The sequence below is a fragment of the uncultured Maricaulis sp. genome (genome assembly GCF_905480005.1).
In the GTDB taxonomy this organism is placed as follows: Bacteria; Pseudomonadota; Alphaproteobacteria; order Caulobacterales; family Maricaulaceae; genus Maricaulis.
Genome location: NZ_CAJQOO010000040.1, coordinates 37,305 through 55,572 on the forward strand (window position 1 = coordinate 37,305; position 18,268 = coordinate 55,572).

20 protein-coding genes are annotated in these 18,268 nt (G+C 63.8%); 13 read left to right on the plus strand and 7 right to left on the minus strand.

Going from position 1 to position 18,268, the window contains the following annotated elements:
• A complete protein-coding gene (locus tag QZ266_RS04955; RefSeq protein WP_295692128.1) occupies nt 1–909 on the minus strand; it encodes a LysR family transcriptional regulator in 909 nt (302 codons plus the stop codon).
• 153 nt (nt 910–1,062) lie between these two features.
• Here QZ266_RS04955 and QZ266_RS04960 point away from each other — a divergent pair, with 153 nt between their 5' ends.
• From QZ266_RS04960 to QZ266_RS04975, 4 genes are all read left to right on the plus strand, one after another.
• Nucleotides 1,063–1,482 carry a hypothetical protein gene (locus QZ266_RS04960; RefSeq protein ID WP_295692130.1) on the plus strand — a complete coding sequence of 140 codons (420 nt, stop codon included), beginning with the start codon at nt 1,063–1,065 and terminating at the stop codon, nt 1,480–1,482.
• Between the two features lie 194 nt (nt 1,483–1,676).
• Entirely contained in the window at nt 1,677–2,306 is a 630-nt protein-coding gene (locus tag QZ266_RS04965) for a carbonic anhydrase (RefSeq protein WP_295692132.1), read from the plus strand.
• A gap of 109 nt (nt 2,307–2,415) precedes the next feature.
• The gene (locus QZ266_RS04970) at nt 2,416–3,423 is read left to right on the plus strand and encodes a fumarylacetoacetate hydrolase family protein (RefSeq protein ID WP_295692134.1); all 1,008 of its coding nucleotides are present in this window, start codon (nt 2,416–2,418) and stop codon (nt 3,421–3,423) included.
• A 174-nt stretch (nt 3,424–3,597) separates the two neighbouring features.
• Nucleotides 3,598–5,103 carry a class I adenylate-forming enzyme family protein gene (locus QZ266_RS04975; protein ID WP_367178206.1) on the plus strand — a complete coding sequence of 502 codons (1,506 nt, stop codon included), beginning with the start codon at nt 3,598–3,600 and terminating at the stop codon, nt 5,101–5,103.
• A gap of 380 nt (nt 5,104–5,483) precedes the next feature.
• On the opposite strand, the gene hspQ is transcribed toward QZ266_RS04975, so the two are convergent.
• The gene (gene hspQ, locus QZ266_RS04980) at nt 5,484–5,819 is read right to left on the minus strand and encodes a heat shock protein HspQ (protein WP_295692138.1); all 336 of its coding nucleotides are present in this window, start codon (nt 5,817–5,819) and stop codon (nt 5,484–5,486) included.
• 221 nt (nt 5,820–6,040) lie between these two features.
• Between hspQ and QZ266_RS04985 the strand changes: the two genes are divergently transcribed.
• A complete protein-coding gene (locus QZ266_RS04985) occupies nt 6,041–7,165 on the plus strand; it encodes a Ppx/GppA phosphatase family protein (protein WP_295692139.1) in 1,125 nt (374 codons plus the stop codon).
• Nucleotides 7,162–7,941 (plus strand): RlmE family RNA methyltransferase, encoded by a 780-nt coding sequence (locus QZ266_RS04990; RefSeq protein WP_295692141.1) that lies wholly within the window; start codon nt 7,162–7,164, stop codon nt 7,939–7,941. Before QZ266_RS04985 ends, QZ266_RS04990 begins: the two co-directional genes overlap by 4 nt.
• Here the strand turns inward: QZ266_RS04990 and QZ266_RS04995 are convergent.
• On the minus strand, nt 7,938–8,357 hold the full coding sequence (locus tag QZ266_RS04995; protein WP_295692143.1) for a biopolymer transporter ExbD: 420 nt from the start codon (nt 8,355–8,357) through the stop codon (nt 7,938–7,940). The two genes, QZ266_RS04990 and QZ266_RS04995, sit on opposite strands and share 4 nt — an antisense overlap.
• A gap of 170 nt (nt 8,358–8,527) precedes the next feature.
• On the opposite strand from QZ266_RS04995, the gene QZ266_RS05000 reads away from it, so the two are divergent.
• The gene (locus QZ266_RS05000) at nt 8,528–9,241 is read left to right on the plus strand and encodes a DUF4336 domain-containing protein (protein ID WP_295692145.1); all 714 of its coding nucleotides are present in this window, start codon (nt 8,528–8,530) and stop codon (nt 9,239–9,241) included.
• Nucleotides 9,242–9,288: 47 nt separating this feature from the next.
• Here the strand turns inward: QZ266_RS05000 and QZ266_RS05005 are convergent, their stop codons facing one another.
• Complete coding sequence (locus QZ266_RS05005) at nt 9,289–10,206, minus strand: fatty acid desaturase (RefSeq protein ID WP_295692147.1); 918 nt, start codon at nt 10,204–10,206, stop codon at nt 9,289–9,291.
• A 118-nt stretch (nt 10,207–10,324) separates the two neighbouring features.
• On the opposite strand from QZ266_RS05005, the gene guaB reads away from it, so the two are divergent.
• The 6 genes from guaB to QZ266_RS05035 all read left to right on the plus strand — a co-directional run bounded on the left by guaB (nt 10,325) and on the right by QZ266_RS05035 (nt 15,619).
• Nucleotides 10,325–11,794: an IMP dehydrogenase gene (gene guaB / locus QZ266_RS05010; RefSeq protein ID WP_295692149.1), complete on the plus strand. Its 1,470-nt coding sequence runs from the start codon at nt 10,325–10,327 to the stop codon at nt 11,792–11,794.
• A 119-nt stretch (nt 11,795–11,913) separates the two neighbouring features.
• Entirely contained in the window at nt 11,914–12,330 is a 417-nt protein-coding gene (locus QZ266_RS05015) for an MAPEG family protein (protein ID WP_295692150.1), read from the plus strand.
• The gene (locus tag QZ266_RS05020) at nt 12,327–12,692 is read left to right on the plus strand and encodes a DUF3088 family protein (RefSeq protein ID WP_295692152.1); all 366 of its coding nucleotides are present in this window, start codon (nt 12,327–12,329) and stop codon (nt 12,690–12,692) included. Before QZ266_RS05015 ends, QZ266_RS05020 begins: the two co-directional genes overlap by 4 nt.
• Before the next feature lie 43 nt (nt 12,693–12,735).
• Complete coding sequence (locus QZ266_RS05025; RefSeq protein WP_295692155.1) at nt 12,736–14,049, plus strand: RsmB/NOP family class I SAM-dependent RNA methyltransferase; 1,314 nt, start codon at nt 12,736–12,738, stop codon at nt 14,047–14,049.
• Nucleotides 14,046–14,534 carry a hypothetical protein gene (locus QZ266_RS05030; protein WP_295692158.1) on the plus strand — a complete coding sequence of 163 codons (489 nt, stop codon included), beginning with the start codon at nt 14,046–14,048 and terminating at the stop codon, nt 14,532–14,534. The genes QZ266_RS05025 and QZ266_RS05030 overlap by 4 nt, the downstream gene beginning before the upstream one ends.
• 458 nt (nt 14,535–14,992) lie before the next feature.
• On the plus strand, nt 14,993–15,619 hold the full coding sequence (locus QZ266_RS05035) for a hypothetical protein (RefSeq protein ID WP_295692160.1): 627 nt from the start codon (nt 14,993–14,995) through the stop codon (nt 15,617–15,619).
• A 9-nt stretch (nt 15,620–15,628) separates the two neighbouring features.
• On the opposite strand, the gene QZ266_RS05040 is transcribed toward QZ266_RS05035, so the two are convergent.
• The 3 genes from QZ266_RS05040 to QZ266_RS05050 form a co-directional block, all read right to left on the minus strand.
• Nucleotides 15,629–16,348 (minus strand): sterol desaturase family protein, encoded by a 720-nt coding sequence (locus tag QZ266_RS05040; RefSeq protein WP_295692162.1) that lies wholly within the window; start codon nt 16,346–16,348, stop codon nt 15,629–15,631.
• Nucleotides 16,349–16,414: 66 nt separating this feature from the next.
• Nucleotides 16,415–17,284, minus strand: coding sequence for a sulfotransferase (locus QZ266_RS05045; RefSeq protein WP_295692165.1), 870 nt, complete (start codon nt 17,282–17,284; stop codon nt 16,415–16,417).
• Nucleotides 17,277–18,077 carry a sulfotransferase gene (locus QZ266_RS05050; RefSeq protein WP_295692168.1) on the minus strand — a complete coding sequence of 267 codons (801 nt, stop codon included), beginning with the start codon at nt 18,075–18,077 and terminating at the stop codon, nt 17,277–17,279. The genes QZ266_RS05045 and QZ266_RS05050 overlap by 8 nt, the downstream gene beginning before the upstream one ends.
• Between the last annotated feature and the right edge of the window lie 191 nt (nt 18,078–18,268).

Here is an 18,268-nt window from a genome sequence, read left to right on the forward strand (position 1 = left end):
CTACAGGATGGAGGGCGCGCCGCGGCTGAAATAGGCCGCGTCAGCATTCATCTGCGAGATGATGTGGTCAAAGGCGGCGCGAACCCGCGCGCTCTTGCGCACGGTTTCGTGGGCGACGACCCACAAGTCCAGCGAGCTCTCGAAGTCCGGCAGGATACGTTCCAGGACGTCGCTGCTGCGGGCCAGTCGGTGCGAGGTCACACCGACGCCGAAACCGGCTTCCAGGCCTTTGACATGGCTCGCCGGGCTGTTGGACTTGAAGGAGACATGGCGCGGCAGGACAGGCGCTCCGGTCTCGGTTGCCGGCCAGCCGAAATAATCGCCGATCGACCAGCCGACACCGGCATGGTCCGCGAGGTCATCGACGCGCTCGGGACGGCCATGCTTGTCGAGATAGCTGTGCGAGGCATAGAGACCCGCGCCGACTGTGGCGCCGCGTCGGCCGACCAGGCTCTGCTGTGTGCCCGGACCGTTCCAGCGCAGGGCGATATCCGCTTCACGGTCGGCGAGATTGGCCGAGTTATTCTTGATCGTGATGTCGATCCCGATGCCCGGATTGGCCACCTGGAAGGAGGCGAGGGCGCGTGGCAGCCAGTCGGCGCCCAGGCCTTCGGAGGCCGAGACCACGACGAGACCGGCCAGCGTCTGGTCCTGCGCCACGGCGGCGCGTTCAATGGCCGAGGCCTCGTCGCGCATGCGAGCCGCGTGGGCGGTGACCTTCTGGCCCAGCGGGGTGAGTCGGGTCTGCCCCTGCTCGCGCTCGAACAGCGGTTCGCCGAACCGGGTCTCGAGCGCCTGCAGGCGGCGCGTGACAGTGGGTTGGCTGACGCCGAGCTGGTGGGCCGCGGCGGTCAGGCTGCCAGCCTCGGAAACGGCGAGGCAGACGAGATAATCAGACCAGTCATCCATACGAATATGTATTCTGATGATCCTGATATCGTCAATTCCATTCACAGAACTTTGTTCTAAATATAAACGCTGTTCACCGCGTTATTCGTGTCAGAGGGAGTGATCATGCGCTCTATGTTTCTTGCCGCCGCCCTGGCGGTCCTAGCTACCCCCATGTCTTTCGCCCAGTCCTGCCAGACAGAGCCGAGCCTGGCCGGCCATCGCACCGCCAATGGCGCCGTGCGGGCCCAGTACACGGCAGTCGAACGGGCCGAGTGGCACAATGTGGTCCATATCGGTGAAGGTCTTGTCGAGACCGGCCTGTCCGCCCGCAATCGCACGGCGGCCTGGTCGAATCTGTGCGCCGGATATGCGGCGACCGGCGAAGTGGATGCCGCGGTCGCTGCCTGCGATTCGGCCCTCGAACTGCGCGCCACGGCGTGGCGTGCGCTCAATAATCGCGGTGTGGCCCATTGGGTGGCCGGCAATCGGGAGGCAGCCCTGGCTGACTTCGAGGCTGCCAATGCCGCCTCGTCCGGAGAGGACGAGGTCGAGGCCAACATCGCCATGGTGACGTGCACACCGGCAAGCTGATCCTCCCAGACTGGTAAGTCGCTGCACACACTGGCGGCCGGGGCGTGTTGTGCCCCGGCCGCTTTTTCATGTCTGGCGCCCAGGCCGCACCGGCTGCGGGCGCAGGCTTCTAAATGCGTCCAATTGCAATTAGAACAACGGCATGGATGTGATCGACCGGCACACGCCTTGCCGGGACGATGCGGGGGAAGGCCATGACAATCCAACCACCCAAGCCTCTGCTGGACGGCTATCGGGCCTTTTGCCGCGATGCCTACAAGACCCAGCGCGCGCATTATGAAGAGCTGTCCAAGGGGCAGAGCCCGCATACGCTGATCATTGCGTGTTCGGATAGTCGCGTGGATCCGGCCGTGGTGTTCAACGCCCGGCCCGGAGACCTTTTCGTGGTTCGGAATGTCGCCAATCTCGTCCCGCCGATGGATGATGATGGCGGACGTCACGGCGTCTCTGCCGCCATCGAGTTCGCGGTCCGCGCGCTGGGCGTCGATCATATCGTCGTCATGGGACATGGTCAGTGTGGCGGGGTTGCCGCCAGCGTGGCCGGCCTGGACACGCTGTCTTTCAAATATCTCGGCCCCTGGCTGGAGCCGCTCGAGCCTGCCCGTGCCGAAGTGCATGCCGAGCACGCGGGCGGTGACAATGAGACGCTGTGTGACGCGCTCGAGCTCAACTCGATCCGCCATTCTATCGAGCGCCTGCACCAATTCGACTTCATCGAGCGCGCCATTGCAGACCGGGGTCTGCAATTGCACGGCGCCCGCTTTTCCATCCATGACGGCGTATTGGAGTGGATGGGGGCAGACGGCGCCTTCGCGCCGGTCTAGATTCTTTCACTGATCGAGCGGGCGGCTCATCGCGCCGGCGCCACTCGTCATTGCTTCCTCAAACCGGTCGAGACAGGCCGGACCCACTCCACAAGCAGGGAATAACAGGATGAAACTCGCAACGCTCAAATCGGATGGTCGCGACGGCCGCCTGGTCGTCGTCTCCCGTGATCTGGCCTGGTGTGCCGATGCCCATCAGGTTGCCCCGACCTTGCAGGCGGCCCTGGATGACTGGGAGCGATGCGAGCCGGAATTGCGGTCGCTGTCCGACGAGCTCGAGCGCGAGACCATCCCGCGCGAACGCTTCCACGAGCGTGACGCGCTCTCGCCTCTGCCACGGGCCTTCCAGTGGGCGGATGGCTCAGCCTACGTCAATCACGTCGAACTGGTCCGCAAGGCGCGCAATGCGGAAATGCCGGCGACGTTCTGGACCGATCCGCTGATGTATCAGGGCGGATCCGATGCCTTCCTGGCCCCGCGGGCCGAAATTCCGCTCGGTGATACGGCCTGGGGCTGTGACATGGAGGGCGAAGTCGCCGTCATCACCGGTGATGCGCCGGCGGGGTGTTCGGTCGAGGATGCGGCCAAGTCGATCCGCCTCGTCATGCTGGTCAATGATGTGTCCCTGCGCGGCCTGATCCCCGGCGAGCTGGCCAAGGGCTTCGGCTTCTTCCAGGCCAAGCCGCCGAGCGCCTTCTCGCCGGTCGCGGTGACCCCGGACGAGCTGGGTGAGGCCTGGGACGGCAAGAAGCTGCACCTGCCACTGCTGGTGAAATACAATGGCGAGCTGTTCGGCAAGGCCGAGTGCGGCGTCGACATGACCTTCGATTTCGGCCAGCTGGTCGCGCATCTGGCCAAGACGCGTCCGGTCACGGCCGGCACGATTGTCGGATCCGGCACGGTCTCCAACAAGCTGGATGACGGACCGGGCAAGCCGATCAGCGAAGGCGGCGTCGGCTATTCCTGCATCGCCGAGATCCGCATGATCGAGACCATCAATGACGGCAAGCCGACCACGCCTTTCATGCAGTATGGCGATACGGTCCGGGTCGAGATGAAGGACAAGGACGGCAAGTCCATCTTCGGCGCGATCGAGCAGGAAGTGGTCAAGGCCTGATCCGGACCGCTGATTGGACGGCTTCCATACCGCGTCGTCGATCAATAGACTTCTTTGCAAGTACGGAGAGGCGGGGTGGCATACCTCGCCTCCAATTACGTCGGGGAGTCCATCATGTCCGCCATTCAGGCCTACGCCGAGGAGCCCTTCGGGACCTTCTCTGACTTCGTCGCCATGCAGGCCGTCGCGCGTCCGGACCAGGACGCGCTTTGCTGCGCTGAAATGCGGCTGGACTATGCGGGTTTCGATGCGCGGGCGAACCAGATCGCCGCCCGCCTGCAGGCCGATGGCGTTCGCCCCGGCGGTGTGGTTGCCATCTGTGCGGCCAGTTGTGTCGACTATCTCTGCGTCTTTCTTGGAACCCTGCGGACCGGTGCGGCCATCGCGCCGCTCTCGCCCTCGGCAACGCCGGCGCAGCTGGCGGCCATGATCAATGATTGTGGCGCCAGCCATGTCGTGCTCGATGCGGCTGTATCAGATCATCTCTCCGAGGCTCTGGCCGCCCGCCCGGGCGGGCTCAAGGCGGTCCCGCTGGCGCTTGAAGCCGGTGCCGTGGGGACGCGGCTGGATGCCTGGCTTGCGGACGCTCCCGCGCGCCCGGAACCGGTGACCATCACGCCCGACATGGCCTTCAACATCATTTATTCCTCCGGCACGACGGGGACGCCCAAGGGGATTGTCCAGTCACACGCCATGCGCTGGCCGCACAATCATCTCACCGACCCGGTCGGATTCGGTCCCGATGCTGTAACGCTGTGTGCGACGCCGCTTTATTCCAACACCACGCTGGTCAGTGTCCTGCCGACCCTCGCGGGTGGAGGCACGCTGGTTTTGATGCCAAAATTCGACGCGCACGGCTTTCTCGAGCTCGCCGAGGCCCACCGGGCGACGCATTCCATGCTGGTCCCCGTCCAGTATCAGCGCATTCTCGCAGAGCCGGACTTCGATCAGTTCGACCTCTCATCCTACCGTCTGAAATTCTGCACTTCGGCGCCTTTCTCGGCGGCGCTCAAGGCCAAGGTTCTGGAGCGATGGCCGGGCGGGCTGGTAGAGTATTACGGCATGACAGAAGGCGGCGGATCCTGTGTCCTGGTCGCCCACGAGCATCGCGACAAGCTGCATACGGTCGGCAAGGCCATGCCGGGCCATGATCTGCGCGTGATCGATGCGGAGGGTCAGGAATGCGCGCCCGGCGAGATTGGCGAGGTCGTTGGTCGATCCGGCGCCATGATGACCGGCTATCACGGTCAGCCGGAAAAGACCCGCGAGGCGGAATGGTATGGCCCGGACGGCGAGCGTTTCATCCGCACCGGCGATCTGGCCTCACGCGATGCGGACGGCTTCTTCACCATTGTCGGCCGCGCCAAGGACATGATTATTTCCGGCGGCATGAACATCTACCCCGCCGATCTCGAAGCCATCCTGCGCGAGCATGACGCCGTGGCAGATGTTGCGGTGATCGGTGTGCCGTCGGAGGATTGGGGCGAGACGCCGGTGGCCTGTGTCGTGCCGGTGGCGGGCCGTCCGGTGACGCCCGAAACGCTCAAGACCTTCGCCAATGCGCAATTGGGCAAGATGCAGCGGATCAGCGCGGTGCGCCTGATGGACGAGCTGCCGCGCAGCGCCATCGGCAAGGTGTTGAAACGGGAATTGCAGGATGGTTGGTCAAAGGCAGGGTGAGTGTCCGGCAAGGGATGGGCGTCAGGCCCGGGACACACACCATTTTGCGCGCTCGCCGCGCGCGGACCTGCCCATAAATCCCATGTCAGCCAGCGGGCCGTATCCGGTTCTTGAGGTCAAGGGCGCCGCAGGCGCCGCTTCGCGGGCAAGCCCCTTGAGCTCAACAACCGGATACGGCTTTCTCCCGGCAAGTGATTTATGGATCGGCGGGCGCGCTGCGCCCGCCTTTCCCTTCCCCGCAATATCCCCTAACCACCGTCATCCCCCGGCTTGTCCGGGGGACCTCGTCCACACAGTCGACGGGGAAGCGCAGCTCCCCCGGATCACGGCGTTGATATGCGACGAGGCAGGAGTGCGTCGGCGCTGGGCCTGACGCCCCGTCAGTGCGCCTGGTCCGGGCTGGTCTTGAGCTGATAGCGCGTGCCGTCAAAGCCTTCGAAGGCTTCGGCGATCTGGGGGTGCTCGACAGGCCCGTTTTCGGAGTCCGGCAGAAGATTGCCCTCGGAAACATAGGCGCCGTAATAGCTGTCGTCGTTCTCGGCCAGCAAATGATAGAAAGGCTGGTCCTTGGACGGGCGGACATTTTCCGGAATGGATTCGTACCATTCCTCGGTATTGGCGAATTCCGGATCGACATCGACCACCACCCCGCGGAAGGGGAAGAGACGGTGGCGCACCACATCGCCGAGACCGAATTTGGCGTTGCGAACGATCATGCTCAACACTCTGACACAAACTTGACCGCGCGGACCATCCTCGCGCTCGGACCCCTATCTAGGGTGTTTCGAGCAATAAGCTACGGCCTCTGCTGCCAGACGTCACGCATCCTTGCAGGCGCGACGCTTCCTTGTATCCTGAAGCCAACACTGAGTTCAGTCCGACTCGAGCCGCGCCGTGCGACCCTGCATGTGGCGCGCTGATCGGCGAGAGGTATATCATGGCGGAGCCATCCGCCCGGTCCGCGCCGGGCAATGATGCCGCCGCACGCAAGCGGAAAGGGCGCCGACGCGCACCCTCTCCCGTGTACGGCGCAATCGATCTTGGAACGAATAATTGCCGCATGCTGCTGGCCCAGCGGTCCGGCAGCAGTTTCCATGTTGTGGACGCTTTCTCGCGCGTCGTGCGGCTGGGCGAGGGCATTACCGGCACCGGCGCCCTGTCCCAGGGGGCGATGGATCGCGCTGTGGAGGCGCTCAAGGTCTGTGCCGACAAGATCCGTCGCCAGAATGTGGTCAAGCATCGTTCCATCGCAACCCAGGCCTGCCGCATGGCGGATAATGGCGCGGAATTTCTCGAACGGGTGGAACGCGAGACCGGACTCAATTTTGACCTGATCTCGGCCGAGGAAGAGGCGCGGCTGGCGGTTCATGGCTGTGTCGACCTGCTCGATGAGGAGAAGGACGCCGCCCTGGTGATCGATATCGGCGGTGGCTCGACCGAGCTGTCCTGGGTCGATCTGGCTGAATGGCGCCGTCGGGGCGGACGCGCCAGTGGCGGGCGCCCGCCGATGAAGTCCTGGACCTCGACACCGGTGGGTGTGGTCACGCTGTCGGAACGCTTCCCGGAGCGGGAGGACAGGGCCGAATGGTATGACGAGATGAAGACCTATGCGCGCGACCTGATGAAGACGCCGCGCGGCGCCCGGGCGATGCGGCCGATCTTCGACGATGGTCGGGCGCATCTGGTCGGCACATCGGGCACCGTGACCTCCATGGCCGGTGTGCATCTGCGCCTGCCGCGCTATGACCGCTCGAAGGTCGATGGCTTGTGGATGAGCGGCGATCAGGCCCTTGATGCCTGCAAGCGATTGCGAGAGCTGGATATTCACGGTCGATCCCAGGAGCCGACCATTGGTGCTGATCGGGCCGAGCTGGTGCTGGCCGGGTGCGCGATCTACGAGGCCGTTGCCGAGCTCTGGCCGGCCCATCGCCTGCGGGTCGGCGATCGTGGCTTGCGCGAAGGCATGTTGCTCAATCTCATGCGAAAGTCCAAGAAGCGCAGGCGTCGGCGCCGCAAGCCCGGCGCGGACGCCGCAGAGACAGCGACAGGATCGGGCGAATGAGCGACGACGACGATCAGACACCGGATGATGAGGGTGAACGCGAAGGCGAAAACCTTCCCGGCTGGGGCAGTAGCGACAAGCGTCGACGCCGTCAGGGCGGCCCGGTCAAGAAGGGCGGCGATGCCCGCGCGGCCAAGCAGATGTTCGAGCGCGTCAAGACAGCGCGCGGCCGCAAAAGCTCGTCCACGCGCTGGCTGCAGCGTCAGCTCAATGATCCCTATGTGAAGAAGGCCCAGATGGAAGGCTATCGTTCGCGCGCGGCCTACAAGCTGCTGCAGCTGGATGAGCGTTTCAAACTTCTCAAGCCGGGCATGCGCGTGGTCGATCTCGGCTCGGCGCCGGGTGGCTGGGTGCAGGTGGCGCTGAAAGCCGGTGCCGCCGAAGTGGTCGGTATCGACTTGCTGGAGATCGAGGCCATCGCCGGCGCCACCCTGCTGCAAAAGGATTTCACCGAGGATGATGCGCCGGCCCTGGTGAAGGCGGAAATGGGCGGCAGCGCTGATGCGGTCATCTCTGACCTCGCGCCCTGGACCACCGGTCACAAGAGTACCGACCATTTGCGCATCGTCGCCCTGGCCGAGATGGCCGCTCATTTCGCCGTCGAAACGCTCACGCCCGGTGGCTTCTTCATCGCCAAGGTCTTCCAGGGCGGTTCCGATGACGGGCTCCTCAACCTTCTCAAGACCAATTTCGAGAAGGTCCGGCATTTCAAGCCGGATGCCAGCCGCTCGGAAAGCGCCGAGACCTTTGTTGTGGCGATGGGGTTCAAGGGCTAGGGCTCTCCGCCATCCCCGTCCGTTCGTTGGATCGAGACCGGCACGCCATTGGCGCCCATATCATCCCAGATCCGCACCACGATGCCGTGACTGCTCTCGTCATGGACTTCGAGCAGGACAGCGCTGTCCGGCTGTTCGGCGCGATGCCTGTTGATGGCGGCGAGCACGCGCTCGACATCGGTCCGGTCGCCATTGACGAATATCTGGTTGTCATCATCCACTTGAACGACGATGGGCGGAGGGCCTTCGACACAGTCCGGGCCGGTGCAATCCGGCGGCGGACGCATGTCGATACCCTCTTCCGACAGGAAGGTGGCGGTGACGATGAAGAAGATGAGCAGGATGAAGACGATATCCAGCATCGGGGTCATATTGACCTCGGCCTGGTCATCGCGTTTGCGATTGCGTTTACGCATGTGGGCCTCCCCATTGGCCGTTGTGATGCGCCAGCCTCACCCGGCGCCTGATCACTGCAACGCCCGTCCGGGGCAAGAGCGGGGAGGCGGGAAGGTGATTTGCTGGCCGGAATGGGGCGAGAGGCGGGTGCGTGCTTGTCCTGGCCGTGCCCGGCGCCTAGCCTGACAGCATGGACACTCAACCGGTCAGTTCGACGCTGCAATGGATGTCAGATGGTCTGTGGACCGCATCCGGTGACGTCGTCACGGCCGTTGCGGGGTTTCACTATCCAACCCGGATGATTGTCATCCGTCTCGATGATGACCGGCTGTGGGTGTGGTCGCCGGTAGCGCTCACCGAGGCCCTGAAGCGCGAGGTCGACGCGCTCGGACTGGTCGCCCATATCGTCGCGCCGAACAGCCTTCATCATCTTTCCTTGCCGGACTGGCAGTCCGCCTTTCCGACGGCCCGCCTGCACGGGGCGCCGGGCATGGCGGCCGTGTTGCCAGATCTGCAATTCGACACCGAACTGACCGACGTCGCCGATCCGGCCTGGGCGGGCCAGATCGATCAGGTCGTCGTGCGCGGCAATGCGATCACCACCGAGATCGTCTTCTTCCACCGGGCCAGCGGCACCGTGATCTTCACCGACCTCATCCAGCACCTGCCGGACGACTGGTTTTCCGGCTGGCGGCGCTGGGTCGCCCGCTGGGACCGGATGACCGGCCCGGAGCCGGCCGTCCCCCGCAAATTCCGCCTTGCTTTTCGTGACCGGAAACAGGCGCGTGCCGCCATCGACCCGATCCGCGCCTGGCCGGCCAGAACCGTCCTGTTTGCGCATGGTGAGCCGGTGGTGGAGGAGGCGCAGGCTTTCTTGACCCGGGCCTTTGCCTGGTTGCGGTGAGTGCAGGCCCAGCTGCACCGCCCGGATGCGGCCATGCTCGTCTTCACTTATTCGGCGGCTTGCGGCCCGGACGCGTGAATCGGGCCGGCCTTCGGAACAACGCCTTCCTCATGCCGCGCGCCCTTGTCCTCGAGGATCGGCTGTATGCGGTGGTAGAGGCGTTCGTAATTATAGAAGGGCACACCGGGCCAGAGGTGGTGCATCAGGTGCCAGTTCTGCCAGATGAAAACGGCATTGAGCCAGCGGCGCCCGGTATTGCGGGTGGCGCGATAGCGGCTGGTTTCACTGAACGGGTGGTGGGGCAGCCACTGGAAGAAAATGATCAGGAGATTGGCGGCAAAATAGACCGGCAGATAGTATAGCAGCAGGACCTGCCAGCCATATCCGGCAAGCACGAATCCCCACATCGCCAGGACCAGCGCGATATTGGCGGCATGGTGCTGGATGCGCTCGGACCGGCTCATAATCTCATCGGCATTAATATAGCCGCGGGACAGGGAGCGGTCCTTGAAGACCTGTCTCAGCAGCAGGATCGGCAAGGCCTGCAGCGCCCAGCTGACGAGATTGCGAAGCAGGAGTCGCGGGAAACTCATCTTCACATAGAGGTCCGGATCCTTCTCGCTATTGACGTGGGAGTGGTGGTTCTTGTGGGTGCGAGACAGCAGCGGCCAGGTGAGCGACAGCATCAGCGAACCATACCAGCCGATCAGGGTGTGCAGCCAGGCGAGGTTCCGATCCCGCAGGATATTGCCGTGGATGCTCTCATGGACCAGCGTGTAATGGGCATAGGTGGTGAAACCGAGAGGCAGGACCAGTGCCAGCATGGGCACGCGGCCACTTAAGCCGAGCCAGACCATGCCCCAATGCACGATGATCAGGGCCGTCATGAAGCTCAATGTCGGCCACGCTATCCGGGGCATCAGCGCCTTGGCTTCGGCTTTCTCATTGATCGTTTCGCGCGTCATGCGGGAACGGTAAACGCTGTTCACTTTAAATCAAGTGGCGCGCCGCCCGCATCCCTCTCTTGCCACGCGCTCGAATCCATTCTATTGCCGCGCCGCAAGCAGCAATGAGGAGTCTCCCATGGAGATTCGTGAAGGTCTCACCTTCGATGATGTGCTATTGCAACCGGGCCCGTCCGAAGTTCTTCCCGCCGATGCCGATGTCTCCACGCGCGTGGCCAGCGATGTCTCGCTGAAGATTCCCATGCTCGCAGCGGCCATGGATACGGTGTCCGAGAGCGGAATGGCGATCGCCATGGCCCAGGCTGGCGGTCTCGCCGTCATCCACCGTAATCTCACCATAGCCGAACAGGCCGAGGAAGTGCGCCGCGTGAAACGCTATGAAAGCGGCATGGTGGTCAATCCGGTGACGATCGCGCCGGATGCGACCCTGGCTGACTTGCGCGCCCTGATTGCCCAACACCGGATTTCCGGCATTCCCGTCGTCGAGGGCGCCACGCCCGGACGCCCGGGCAAGCTGGTCGGCATCATCACCAATCGCGATGTCCGGTTCGCCGACGACCCGAATGAGAAAGTCGGCAATCTGATGACCCGCGACGTGGTCACGGTGAAGGTCGGCGCCTCCCAGGACGAAGCCCGCGCCAAGCTGCACAAACACCGGATCGAACGCCTGCTGGTCGTCGATGACAGCGACCGCTGTATCGGCCTGATCACGGTCAAGGACATGGAGAAGGCGCAGGCCTTCCCCAATGCCGCCAAGGATGCCCAGGGCGCGCTCCGCTGTGCCGCTGCGACCACGGTGGGTGAGAGTGGCTTTGAACGTGCCGAGGCGCTGATCGACGCCGGTGTGGATGTGATCGTGATCGATACCGCGCACGGCCAGTCTAAATCGGTTCTCGATCAGGTCACCCGGGTCAAGAAATCCTCCAGCCTGGCCCGCGTCGTGGCTGGCAATGTTGCCACTTATGACGGTGCCAAGGCGCTGATCGAGGCGGGTGCGGACTGTGTGAAGGTCGGGATCGGCCCGGGCTCCATCTGTACCACCCGCATCGTGGCCGGTGTCGGCGTGCCGCAATTGACGGCGATCATGGATGCGCGCCGCGCTGCAGAGGGCACAGATGCCTGCATTATCGCCGATGGCGGGATCAAATTCTCCGGCGACATGGCCAAGGCGATCGCCGCCGGCGCCGACTGCGTCATGGTCGGCTCCCTGCTGGCCGGTACGGAAGAGGCACCAGGCGAGGTCTTCCTCTATCAGGGCCGTTCCTACAAATCCTATCGCGGCATGGGCTCGCTGGGCGCCATGGCGGCCGGTTCCGCCGACCGCTATTTCCAGAAGGATACCGAGCGCATGAAGCTGGTGCCGGAAGGGATTGAAGGCCAGGTGCCCTACAAGGGCCCGGTCGGACCGATCCTGCACCAGATGGTCGGCGGATTGCGCGCCGCCATGGGCTATACCGGCTCAAAGATGATCGCCGATCTGCATCAGCGTGCGCAATTTGTGCGCATCACCAATGCAGGCCTGCGCGAAAGCCACGTCCATGACGTCAAGATCACGCGCGAAGCACCGAACTATCCGACGACGAGCTGATCATGTGATCGGTGAGGGCAAGCCACCATGTTCGCATGGAGGCCATGCCGGAGCAGAGATTGCCGGGTGAGGGTGGGGTGGCTACCCCGTCCTCATCCATGTTCTCAAGGAGGTTTCCAGTGTCTGACGCTCTGATTTACCCGCTTCTGCTGCAAGTTGCCCTGACCTTTGTCCTGCTCTTTGCCAATGCGCTGATGCGGACTGGCGCGGTCGGGGCCGGCAAGGTCAAACCGGCCGATATCGTGCTGGGCCAGCGCGCCTGGCCGCGCCAGGTTCAACAGGTTTCCAACGCGTTCCAGAACCAGATGGAAACGCCGACACTGTTCTTCGTCGGCATCATCCTGGCGGTGATCCTGGGCGTTGGTGGTCCGATCCTCCTGTCGCTGGCCTGGCTGTGGGCCGGGCTGCGCATTGTCCATGCGGTGATCCACACCACGACCAATCATCTGCGCTGGCGTTTCTACGCCTTTGCGGCCGGCTTCTTCGTCTTGCTGGCATTCTGGGTCACGCTCGCCATAGGGATTGTCACGCGATGATGCAGGAACAGCCGATGATCGAGACCGGCAAGGATGTCCTCTTCCTGCTGACCGGCGCCTGGGATGACGGCGAGGGCGGTCACCGTCTGTGCATAGATTGCTGCACGATGGAGGGCGCGCTGAAGGTCAATCCGCACTGGCGCGATGCGGTCACGCTTGTGCGGGTCGAGCATGCGCGCCCGCGGGCAGCGATCGTCGACCTGCTCGACGATGACAACCAGAATGCCCCGACCCTCGTCCTGGCCGATGACACGATCGCCCATGTCGAGCCCGAGGCTGTTATTCAGGGGCGTCGTATCTACACCGAGCCGAGGCTCATCTGCGCCCAGCTGGCGGCGTGCTATACCGGCGCCAAACCCTGATCTATTCGCGCCTTCGTGCGCCCTTACAAGACGGATATCCGACATGAGAGACGGCGCTCGCATTGCTGCGGCCATGGAAATTCTCGACACGCTCCAGACCCAGCACCGACCGGTGAAGGATGCCGTGCGTGACTGGGGCAAGGCCAACCGCTTTGCCGGCTCCGGCGATCGCGCCTGGATTGGCGGGCTGGTTCTTGACGCGCTGCGCCATCAGTCCTCGATCACCCATGCCATGGGTGAGGGCACGGCCCGGGCCCTGGCAATCGGGACGGTTGGCCGCGTCTGGGGGCTTGAGGCGGATGCCATCGACGCCCTGTTCGACGGTGATGATCATGCTCCTGACAGGCTCACCAATGCCGAGCGCGAAGGCCTGGCACGCGACATTTCCGACGCGCCCCTGCACATTCGCGGCGACGTGCCGGAATGGCTCGAAGGGAGCCTGATCCGGGCCTTTGGTGAGGCCGCGGCGGAAGAGGGCTCCAGGCTCTCTTCGCGGGCCCCTGTCGATCTTCGGGTGAATGAAGTAAAGGTCGAATTTGACCGTGCTTTCAAAGAGGTATCGTCAAAACTGAAAGCGGCTGAGAATAGCCCCCTGGTTCGCTCGGGTATTCGGATTCCGCAGCGGGATCCGCGTGGCAAGGCTGCCGCTGCCGAGAGCATCCCGGCCTATGGCAAGGGCTGGGTCGAGGTCCAGGACATGGGGTCCCAGCTGGCAGCGCTCGCCTCGGGCGCGCGTTCAGGCCAGCAAATACTGGACTATTGCGCCGGTGCGGGCGGCAAGACGCTGGCCTTGTCGGCCCTTCTTCACAATACCGGACAGGTTCATGCCTGGGATATCGACTGGCGCCGCCTGCGCGCCATCTGGCCGCGCCTCAAGCGCGCCGATGTGCGCAATGTCCAGGTCCATGATGACAGTGAAGACAAGGCCTTGGGTGACTTTGTTGAGAAAATGGATGTCGTTTTCTGCGACGCACCCTGCACCGGAACCGGCACCTGGCGCCGTCGTCCCGACGCCAAATGGCGCCTGAAGCCGGCCGCCCTCGAGCGTCGCATGAAAGAGCAGGACATCGTGCTGGAACGCGGCCATCGCTATGTGAAGCCGGGCGGTCGTCTGGTCTACATCACCTGCTCGGTCCTGCCGGAAGAAAACGGCGACCGGGTCAATGCCTTCCTCGACAAGGTCGCGGGTTTCAAACCGGTGCCGGTGATGGATGTGCTCAAGTCGGGCGGCGGACTGGCCGAGGGCGCCGAGGAATTGCTGGAATCCTGCCTCACCGAACACGGCGCCCTCCAGCTCTCCCCGGGGCGGACGGATACGGACGGGTTCTATATCTGCGTGATGGAGCGGGTGGGGTGAGTGAGGGCAGCTGGCCAGTTATTGAGGTCTTTCCGGAGCGGACCAGACCCGCTGTCCAGTTGAGCTTGGAGAGCTATGACGGAGGTACCGCGCAAGATGTAAAATATCACACATCAGACCTGGTCCAGGGCGAGGTGATCGGTGGTTTCGCAGAGCGCCATCCGGGCGCGCCGGGTGTCCTGATTGTTTATTATGTTGTGCGTGCACTGCAGGACGCGACGCTGTCTTCCACAAACCGCCAAGCGAGCCTCGAGTCCGGAAGGGCTTACGTGGTGCGACAGCAGCAGAAGGAAGGTGAACTCAACTTCCGTCGGATTGCCGAGGCTTGCGATGAATATCCGATGTCGCTGCGTCGCGGGTCAGAGCTTGAGTGGTTAAGCGCCCCATTTGACCGGAGCGACTGCCTCTCTGGCAGCCCGGGAGCAACGCTGTGTGTCGCGCCCGGCCTGGAGCTGTCTCTGCCTGCGGGTTGGCAAGTGATTTAAAAGGGAATCCGCTGTGCCTTACCGTTCCAGGACTGTGGGTCACTAGGGCGGTCTATTTCGTGTGATGCGGCACACGCGTACCATCGGAGCGGCCGGTTTATCCTGTGGAATGCCTATCGTCTCGGTCTTCTTCGGCATCACGATCGGGATGTAATTCGGCGATCACCCGCCGCCGCACATACATGTGGCCACAGGAGCTGGCCGATCTATTGAACAAATACCGCGATGCCGCGCTCAGCGACACGCTCGATAGTGTTGGGAAATGCGAGCGATCTTGATCGTCCTCATTCCCTTCTGCGCACGCGCGCATGCCCCACCATAAATCGCTTGCCGGGAGGTCGCCGTATCCGGTTCTTCAGGTCAAGGGGTCTTCCCGCTTTGCGGCCCCTCGGGCCCTTGACCTGAAGAACCGGATACGGCCTGCTGGCCGACAAGCGAATTATGGATAGCGCCGCGTCGTGCGCCGTTTCATCAGATTTGGATTGGTTTCCGCTATTGGCCGCTGGTTGCCTATTCCCGGTGCGGCAATGAATGGTTTTTTGGGGGGCGGTGAAGTGTTGAGCTATGTGGCGGGGTATGTCTTGGGCTTTGCCTTGGTTGCGGCCATTCATTGGCGGCACCGAGCGAGGCGACGTCTTCGACATCCGGGGTTTGCGTTCGTTGAGGCAATCCCAACTCCGATGTTGTTGGGCATTCTGTTGCTTGTCATCACCCTGCACAATGTGGTCACCGGCCCGACCGGATTGGCGGCACAGGAGGGGCGCGAAGTTGCACTCGTGACTGTCGGATTGGGGCTCTTCGTGGCCTGCGCTCTGCTCTATCTGACCCGATCAGAGATCCGGTGGTCCGATGATACCCTGGCCGCGCGGCGATGGCCTGGCCCGGATATCGAGCTGGCCTGGGACGATATCCGGCAGGCGGGCATCTCCGAGATATTCATGCGCGTGTGGGTCATCGATGCCCAAGGACGAACACTCGTGATCGGCAAGGCGACAAAACCATCAAGCCTCGCTGACGAAATGGCGGCGCGCTTGGGCGACCGCTTCATCGGCATCCGAAAGCCACAGCCTGCGGCGGCGGAGTAATCGATACACTCAGCCCCCCACATCCTTCATCAGCAACATCTCGCGCACCTTGAACTCGCGGTCGGCCGCAAAGCCACATTCCACTTGGCCTTCACGCGGATTGCGCCAGGTTCCGAACACCATGTCCCACAGCGGCAGTCCGTAATTCGAGCGATGGCTGTGCCGTTCATGATGAAGACGGTGCATCTCCGGGCGCTGCAGGAGATAGCCGAGCCACCACGGTGTCCTCTGGTCGGCATGGGCGACGAGGTTGAAAACCGAGACGAGGGCCAGGACGAGCGCCGCTGTGAGCGGGCTGGCACCAAAGACCCAATAGGCCACGATCGCGTTCAGCAAGGTGGCCAGGAAGCTGTCCAGCGGGTGAACATAGAAGGCGGTCAGGGCCTCGATGCGCGAGGGGCTGTGGTGGAGCTGGTGTACGCAGCGCCACAGGGTGTCGGACGCGTGGGTCAGTCGATGCCAGCCATAGGCCAGAAGGCTGGCGACCAGGAAAATGATCAGGCTCTGTACCGGAACGGGCATGCTGTCGGGCAGGGGCAGCAGGGCGTGGCGCCCGATCCAGCCGCTGAACAGCCAACCGGCAGCGAGGACGACGACCAGATTTGCGAGGTTGAGGCTGCCGGCGAATATCCGCCAACGCTTGTCGCAAGACGCACCTGATGCCGGTGCGATGACTTCGCGCGTGAAAATCAGCGTGAACAGGGCTGCAGTGAAGAGGTAGACCAGCATGGCGCCACACTGGCCCGCGCGTTGTCAGGCGGCAAGTTGCGTTGTCGTCGCAGGTTCCAATTTGCCTCAGCGCGTACCCAGCCGGTTCCGCCTCCGTCCAGGCTTGGCGCTGCCCGCCCCATAACCCAACTCGTCCAGCCTCTGCCGCGTCGGCGCCGTGACCCGACCGTCCAGGCCCGCACCGGCCCCGACCCGGCGCCGGGTCAGGGGCTGGTTGATGAGCGGCAGGCTGTCCAGTTCCAGACCATGCAGCTCGATCTGGCGTGTGGCGTAGTGGAGCTGGGTCGGTTCGAATTTCAGGCCGAGAAAGCGCATCAATCCGGTGATGGTCGCCTTGGGCCGGGTCGCGAGGTCTTCATAGCGGATACGCAGGATGCGACCGGCCAGCGCGCGCTCGGCGGCGAGGCCGATTCCGGTGAGGTCGGTCCAGTATTTCAGGGCCGCGCCCGTGTCGCTGACATGGGGGAAGGGGCGGCCCTGAGGGTCGCGCCAGTCGCGGGCGAGCAGGGAGTTGGCGACATCGCGGCCATCGCGCACGACATGGATGAAGCGCGCCTCGGGCAGGAGCCGCCCCAGCGGGCCGAAGGCGGCGACATTGAGCGTGGTTTTTTCAACCAGGACATCAATGTCCGCTGCCTCCAGCGGGGCGCCGATCATGCCGGTCAGGAGATCCGCCATGGTGCGCTGCATATCCTCGGCCCCGAGATCGAAATCCCGGGCATGCAGCGGTCCCAGCTCGCGGGCGAAATTCTGCCATTGCATGGCGATCGATGGCGGCAGGCCGGTATCCGGGCCGCAATGCACCTGGCGGTGCGGTTCGATCAGGCGACGCAGCAGGGTCAGGCCGGAGCGTGGACAACCGCCGGCAAAGACCAGACCGGCCCCGTCGCGGCGGCCGTCCGGCAGTTCGGGGGCCGAAACTTCAGGGTCAGGCATAGCCAAGCTCGCGCAAATGCCCCCCGGCAATGCCCATGACCGTGTCGATTTGCGCGGCGGTGAGCTTGCTCTGCCAGCGCCCGATGGCGCTGCGGTCAATCGGTTGGGCGACACGCGCCGCACTCGACTCGCCGGTCCCGGCCGCGACATCGAAATCGCGGGCATGGTCGAGGGCGCGCGCCTTGGCGGCGTCAGTCTCGCCCAGCGCGTCGAAGAGCGGAGCGATTGTCCCGACCGGGTCGGTGGCGAGCGCCTCATAGCGAAGCTCGAAGTAAGCCGGGTCGTCCTGCATGCGGCGCCCGGCCTCGATACTGGCGCACCAGAGACGCGCGGCCGCCGCGGCGTCGCGGGTGATGGCCATGGGTTGGCCAGTGGCGCTGTCCGTCCAGTCCATCGACAGGAGCGACGCGACGACATCGCGCCCGTCACGGACAATGCCGATCAGCGGGCTGTCCGGAAAGATCTGACGCAGGCGCGCAAAGTGGAGAATGTTGGCCGGGGTCTTCTCGGCGACGCGGGCGCCGGTGCGGGCATGGAGCGGAGCCAGAAGGGTGTCGATGGCCCGGGCGAACTGGGTGTGCAGGGCTTCGCGGTCGACGCCGTATCCGCTCTCCAGGACGCTGGCCTGGTTCCGGTCGATCTGTTCAGCGAGGTGACACAGGGCCGGGATGACCCGCATTTCCGGACCGCAGACAATATTGCGGCTCGCATTGACCATCGCCCTCAGCAGCGTCGTACCGGATCGCGGGGCACCACCGATAAAGATGGGGGACTTGCCGACCGCATACTGCATGAGGAACTCCGGACACACGAAAGAGTGTCTCAGGTTAGCAGTCCGGTTCTCGCTTTATAAGTTACAATAAATCAATAGGTTACGGAAAGTTCATGGCGAAGCAACCCGGCGTCAATCTGCTCCCGTTCGGGGCCGGTTTCCTGTCATTCGTCGCGTTTGAGTTTGGCGATCTGCTTCTTTCCGGCCGCCAG

What these genes read in the sequence shown, in the direction of transcription:
- QZ266_RS04955 (WP_295692128.1), bottom strand. Translation starts at nt 909, where the DNA reads ATGGATGACTGGTCTGATTATCTCGTCTGCCTCGCCGTTTCCGAGGCT.
- QZ266_RS04960 (WP_295692130.1), top strand. Translation starts at nt 1,063, where the DNA reads ATGTCTTTCGCCCAGTCCTGCCAGACAGAGCCGAGCCTGGCCGGCCAT.
- QZ266_RS04965 (WP_295692132.1), top strand. Translation starts at nt 1,677, where the DNA reads ATGACAATCCAACCACCCAAGCCTCTGCTGGACGGCTATCGGGCCTTT.
- QZ266_RS04970 (WP_295692134.1), top strand. Translation starts at nt 2,416, where the DNA reads ATGAAACTCGCAACGCTCAAATCGGATGGTCGCGACGGCCGCCTGGTC.
- QZ266_RS04975 (WP_367178206.1), top strand. Translation starts at nt 3,598, where the DNA reads ATGCAGGCCGTCGCGCGTCCGGACCAGGACGCGCTTTGCTGCGCTGAA.
- hspQ (WP_295692138.1), bottom strand. Translation starts at nt 5,819, where the DNA reads ATGATCGTTCGCAACGCCAAATTCGGTCTCGGCGATGTGGTGCGCCAC.
- QZ266_RS04985 (WP_295692139.1), top strand. Translation starts at nt 6,041, where the DNA reads ATGGCGGAGCCATCCGCCCGGTCCGCGCCGGGCAATGATGCCGCCGCA.
- QZ266_RS04990 (WP_295692141.1), top strand. Translation starts at nt 7,162, where the DNA reads ATGAGCGACGACGACGATCAGACACCGGATGATGAGGGTGAACGCGAA.
- QZ266_RS04995 (WP_295692143.1), bottom strand. Translation starts at nt 8,357, where the DNA reads ATGCGTAAACGCAATCGCAAACGCGATGACCAGGCCGAGGTCAATATG.
- QZ266_RS05000 (WP_295692145.1), top strand. Translation starts at nt 8,528, where the DNA reads ATGGACACTCAACCGGTCAGTTCGACGCTGCAATGGATGTCAGATGGT.
- QZ266_RS05005 (WP_295692147.1), bottom strand. Translation starts at nt 10,206, where the DNA reads ATGACGCGCGAAACGATCAATGAGAAAGCCGAAGCCAAGGCGCTGATG.
- guaB (WP_295692149.1), top strand. Translation starts at nt 10,325, where the DNA reads ATGGAGATTCGTGAAGGTCTCACCTTCGATGATGTGCTATTGCAACCG.
- QZ266_RS05020 (WP_295692152.1), top strand. Translation starts at nt 12,327, where the DNA reads ATGATGCAGGAACAGCCGATGATCGAGACCGGCAAGGATGTCCTCTTC.
- QZ266_RS05025 (WP_295692155.1), top strand. Translation starts at nt 12,736, where the DNA reads ATGAGAGACGGCGCTCGCATTGCTGCGGCCATGGAAATTCTCGACACG.
- QZ266_RS05040 (WP_295692162.1), bottom strand. Translation starts at nt 16,348, where the DNA reads ATGCTGGTCTACCTCTTCACTGCAGCCCTGTTCACGCTGATTTTCACG.
- QZ266_RS05045 (WP_295692165.1), bottom strand. Translation starts at nt 17,284, where the DNA reads ATGCCTGACCCTGAAGTTTCGGCCCCCGAACTGCCGGACGGCCGCCGC.
- QZ266_RS05050 (WP_295692168.1), bottom strand. Translation starts at nt 18,077, where the DNA reads ATGCAGTATGCGGTCGGCAAGTCCCCCATCTTTATCGGTGGTGCCCCG.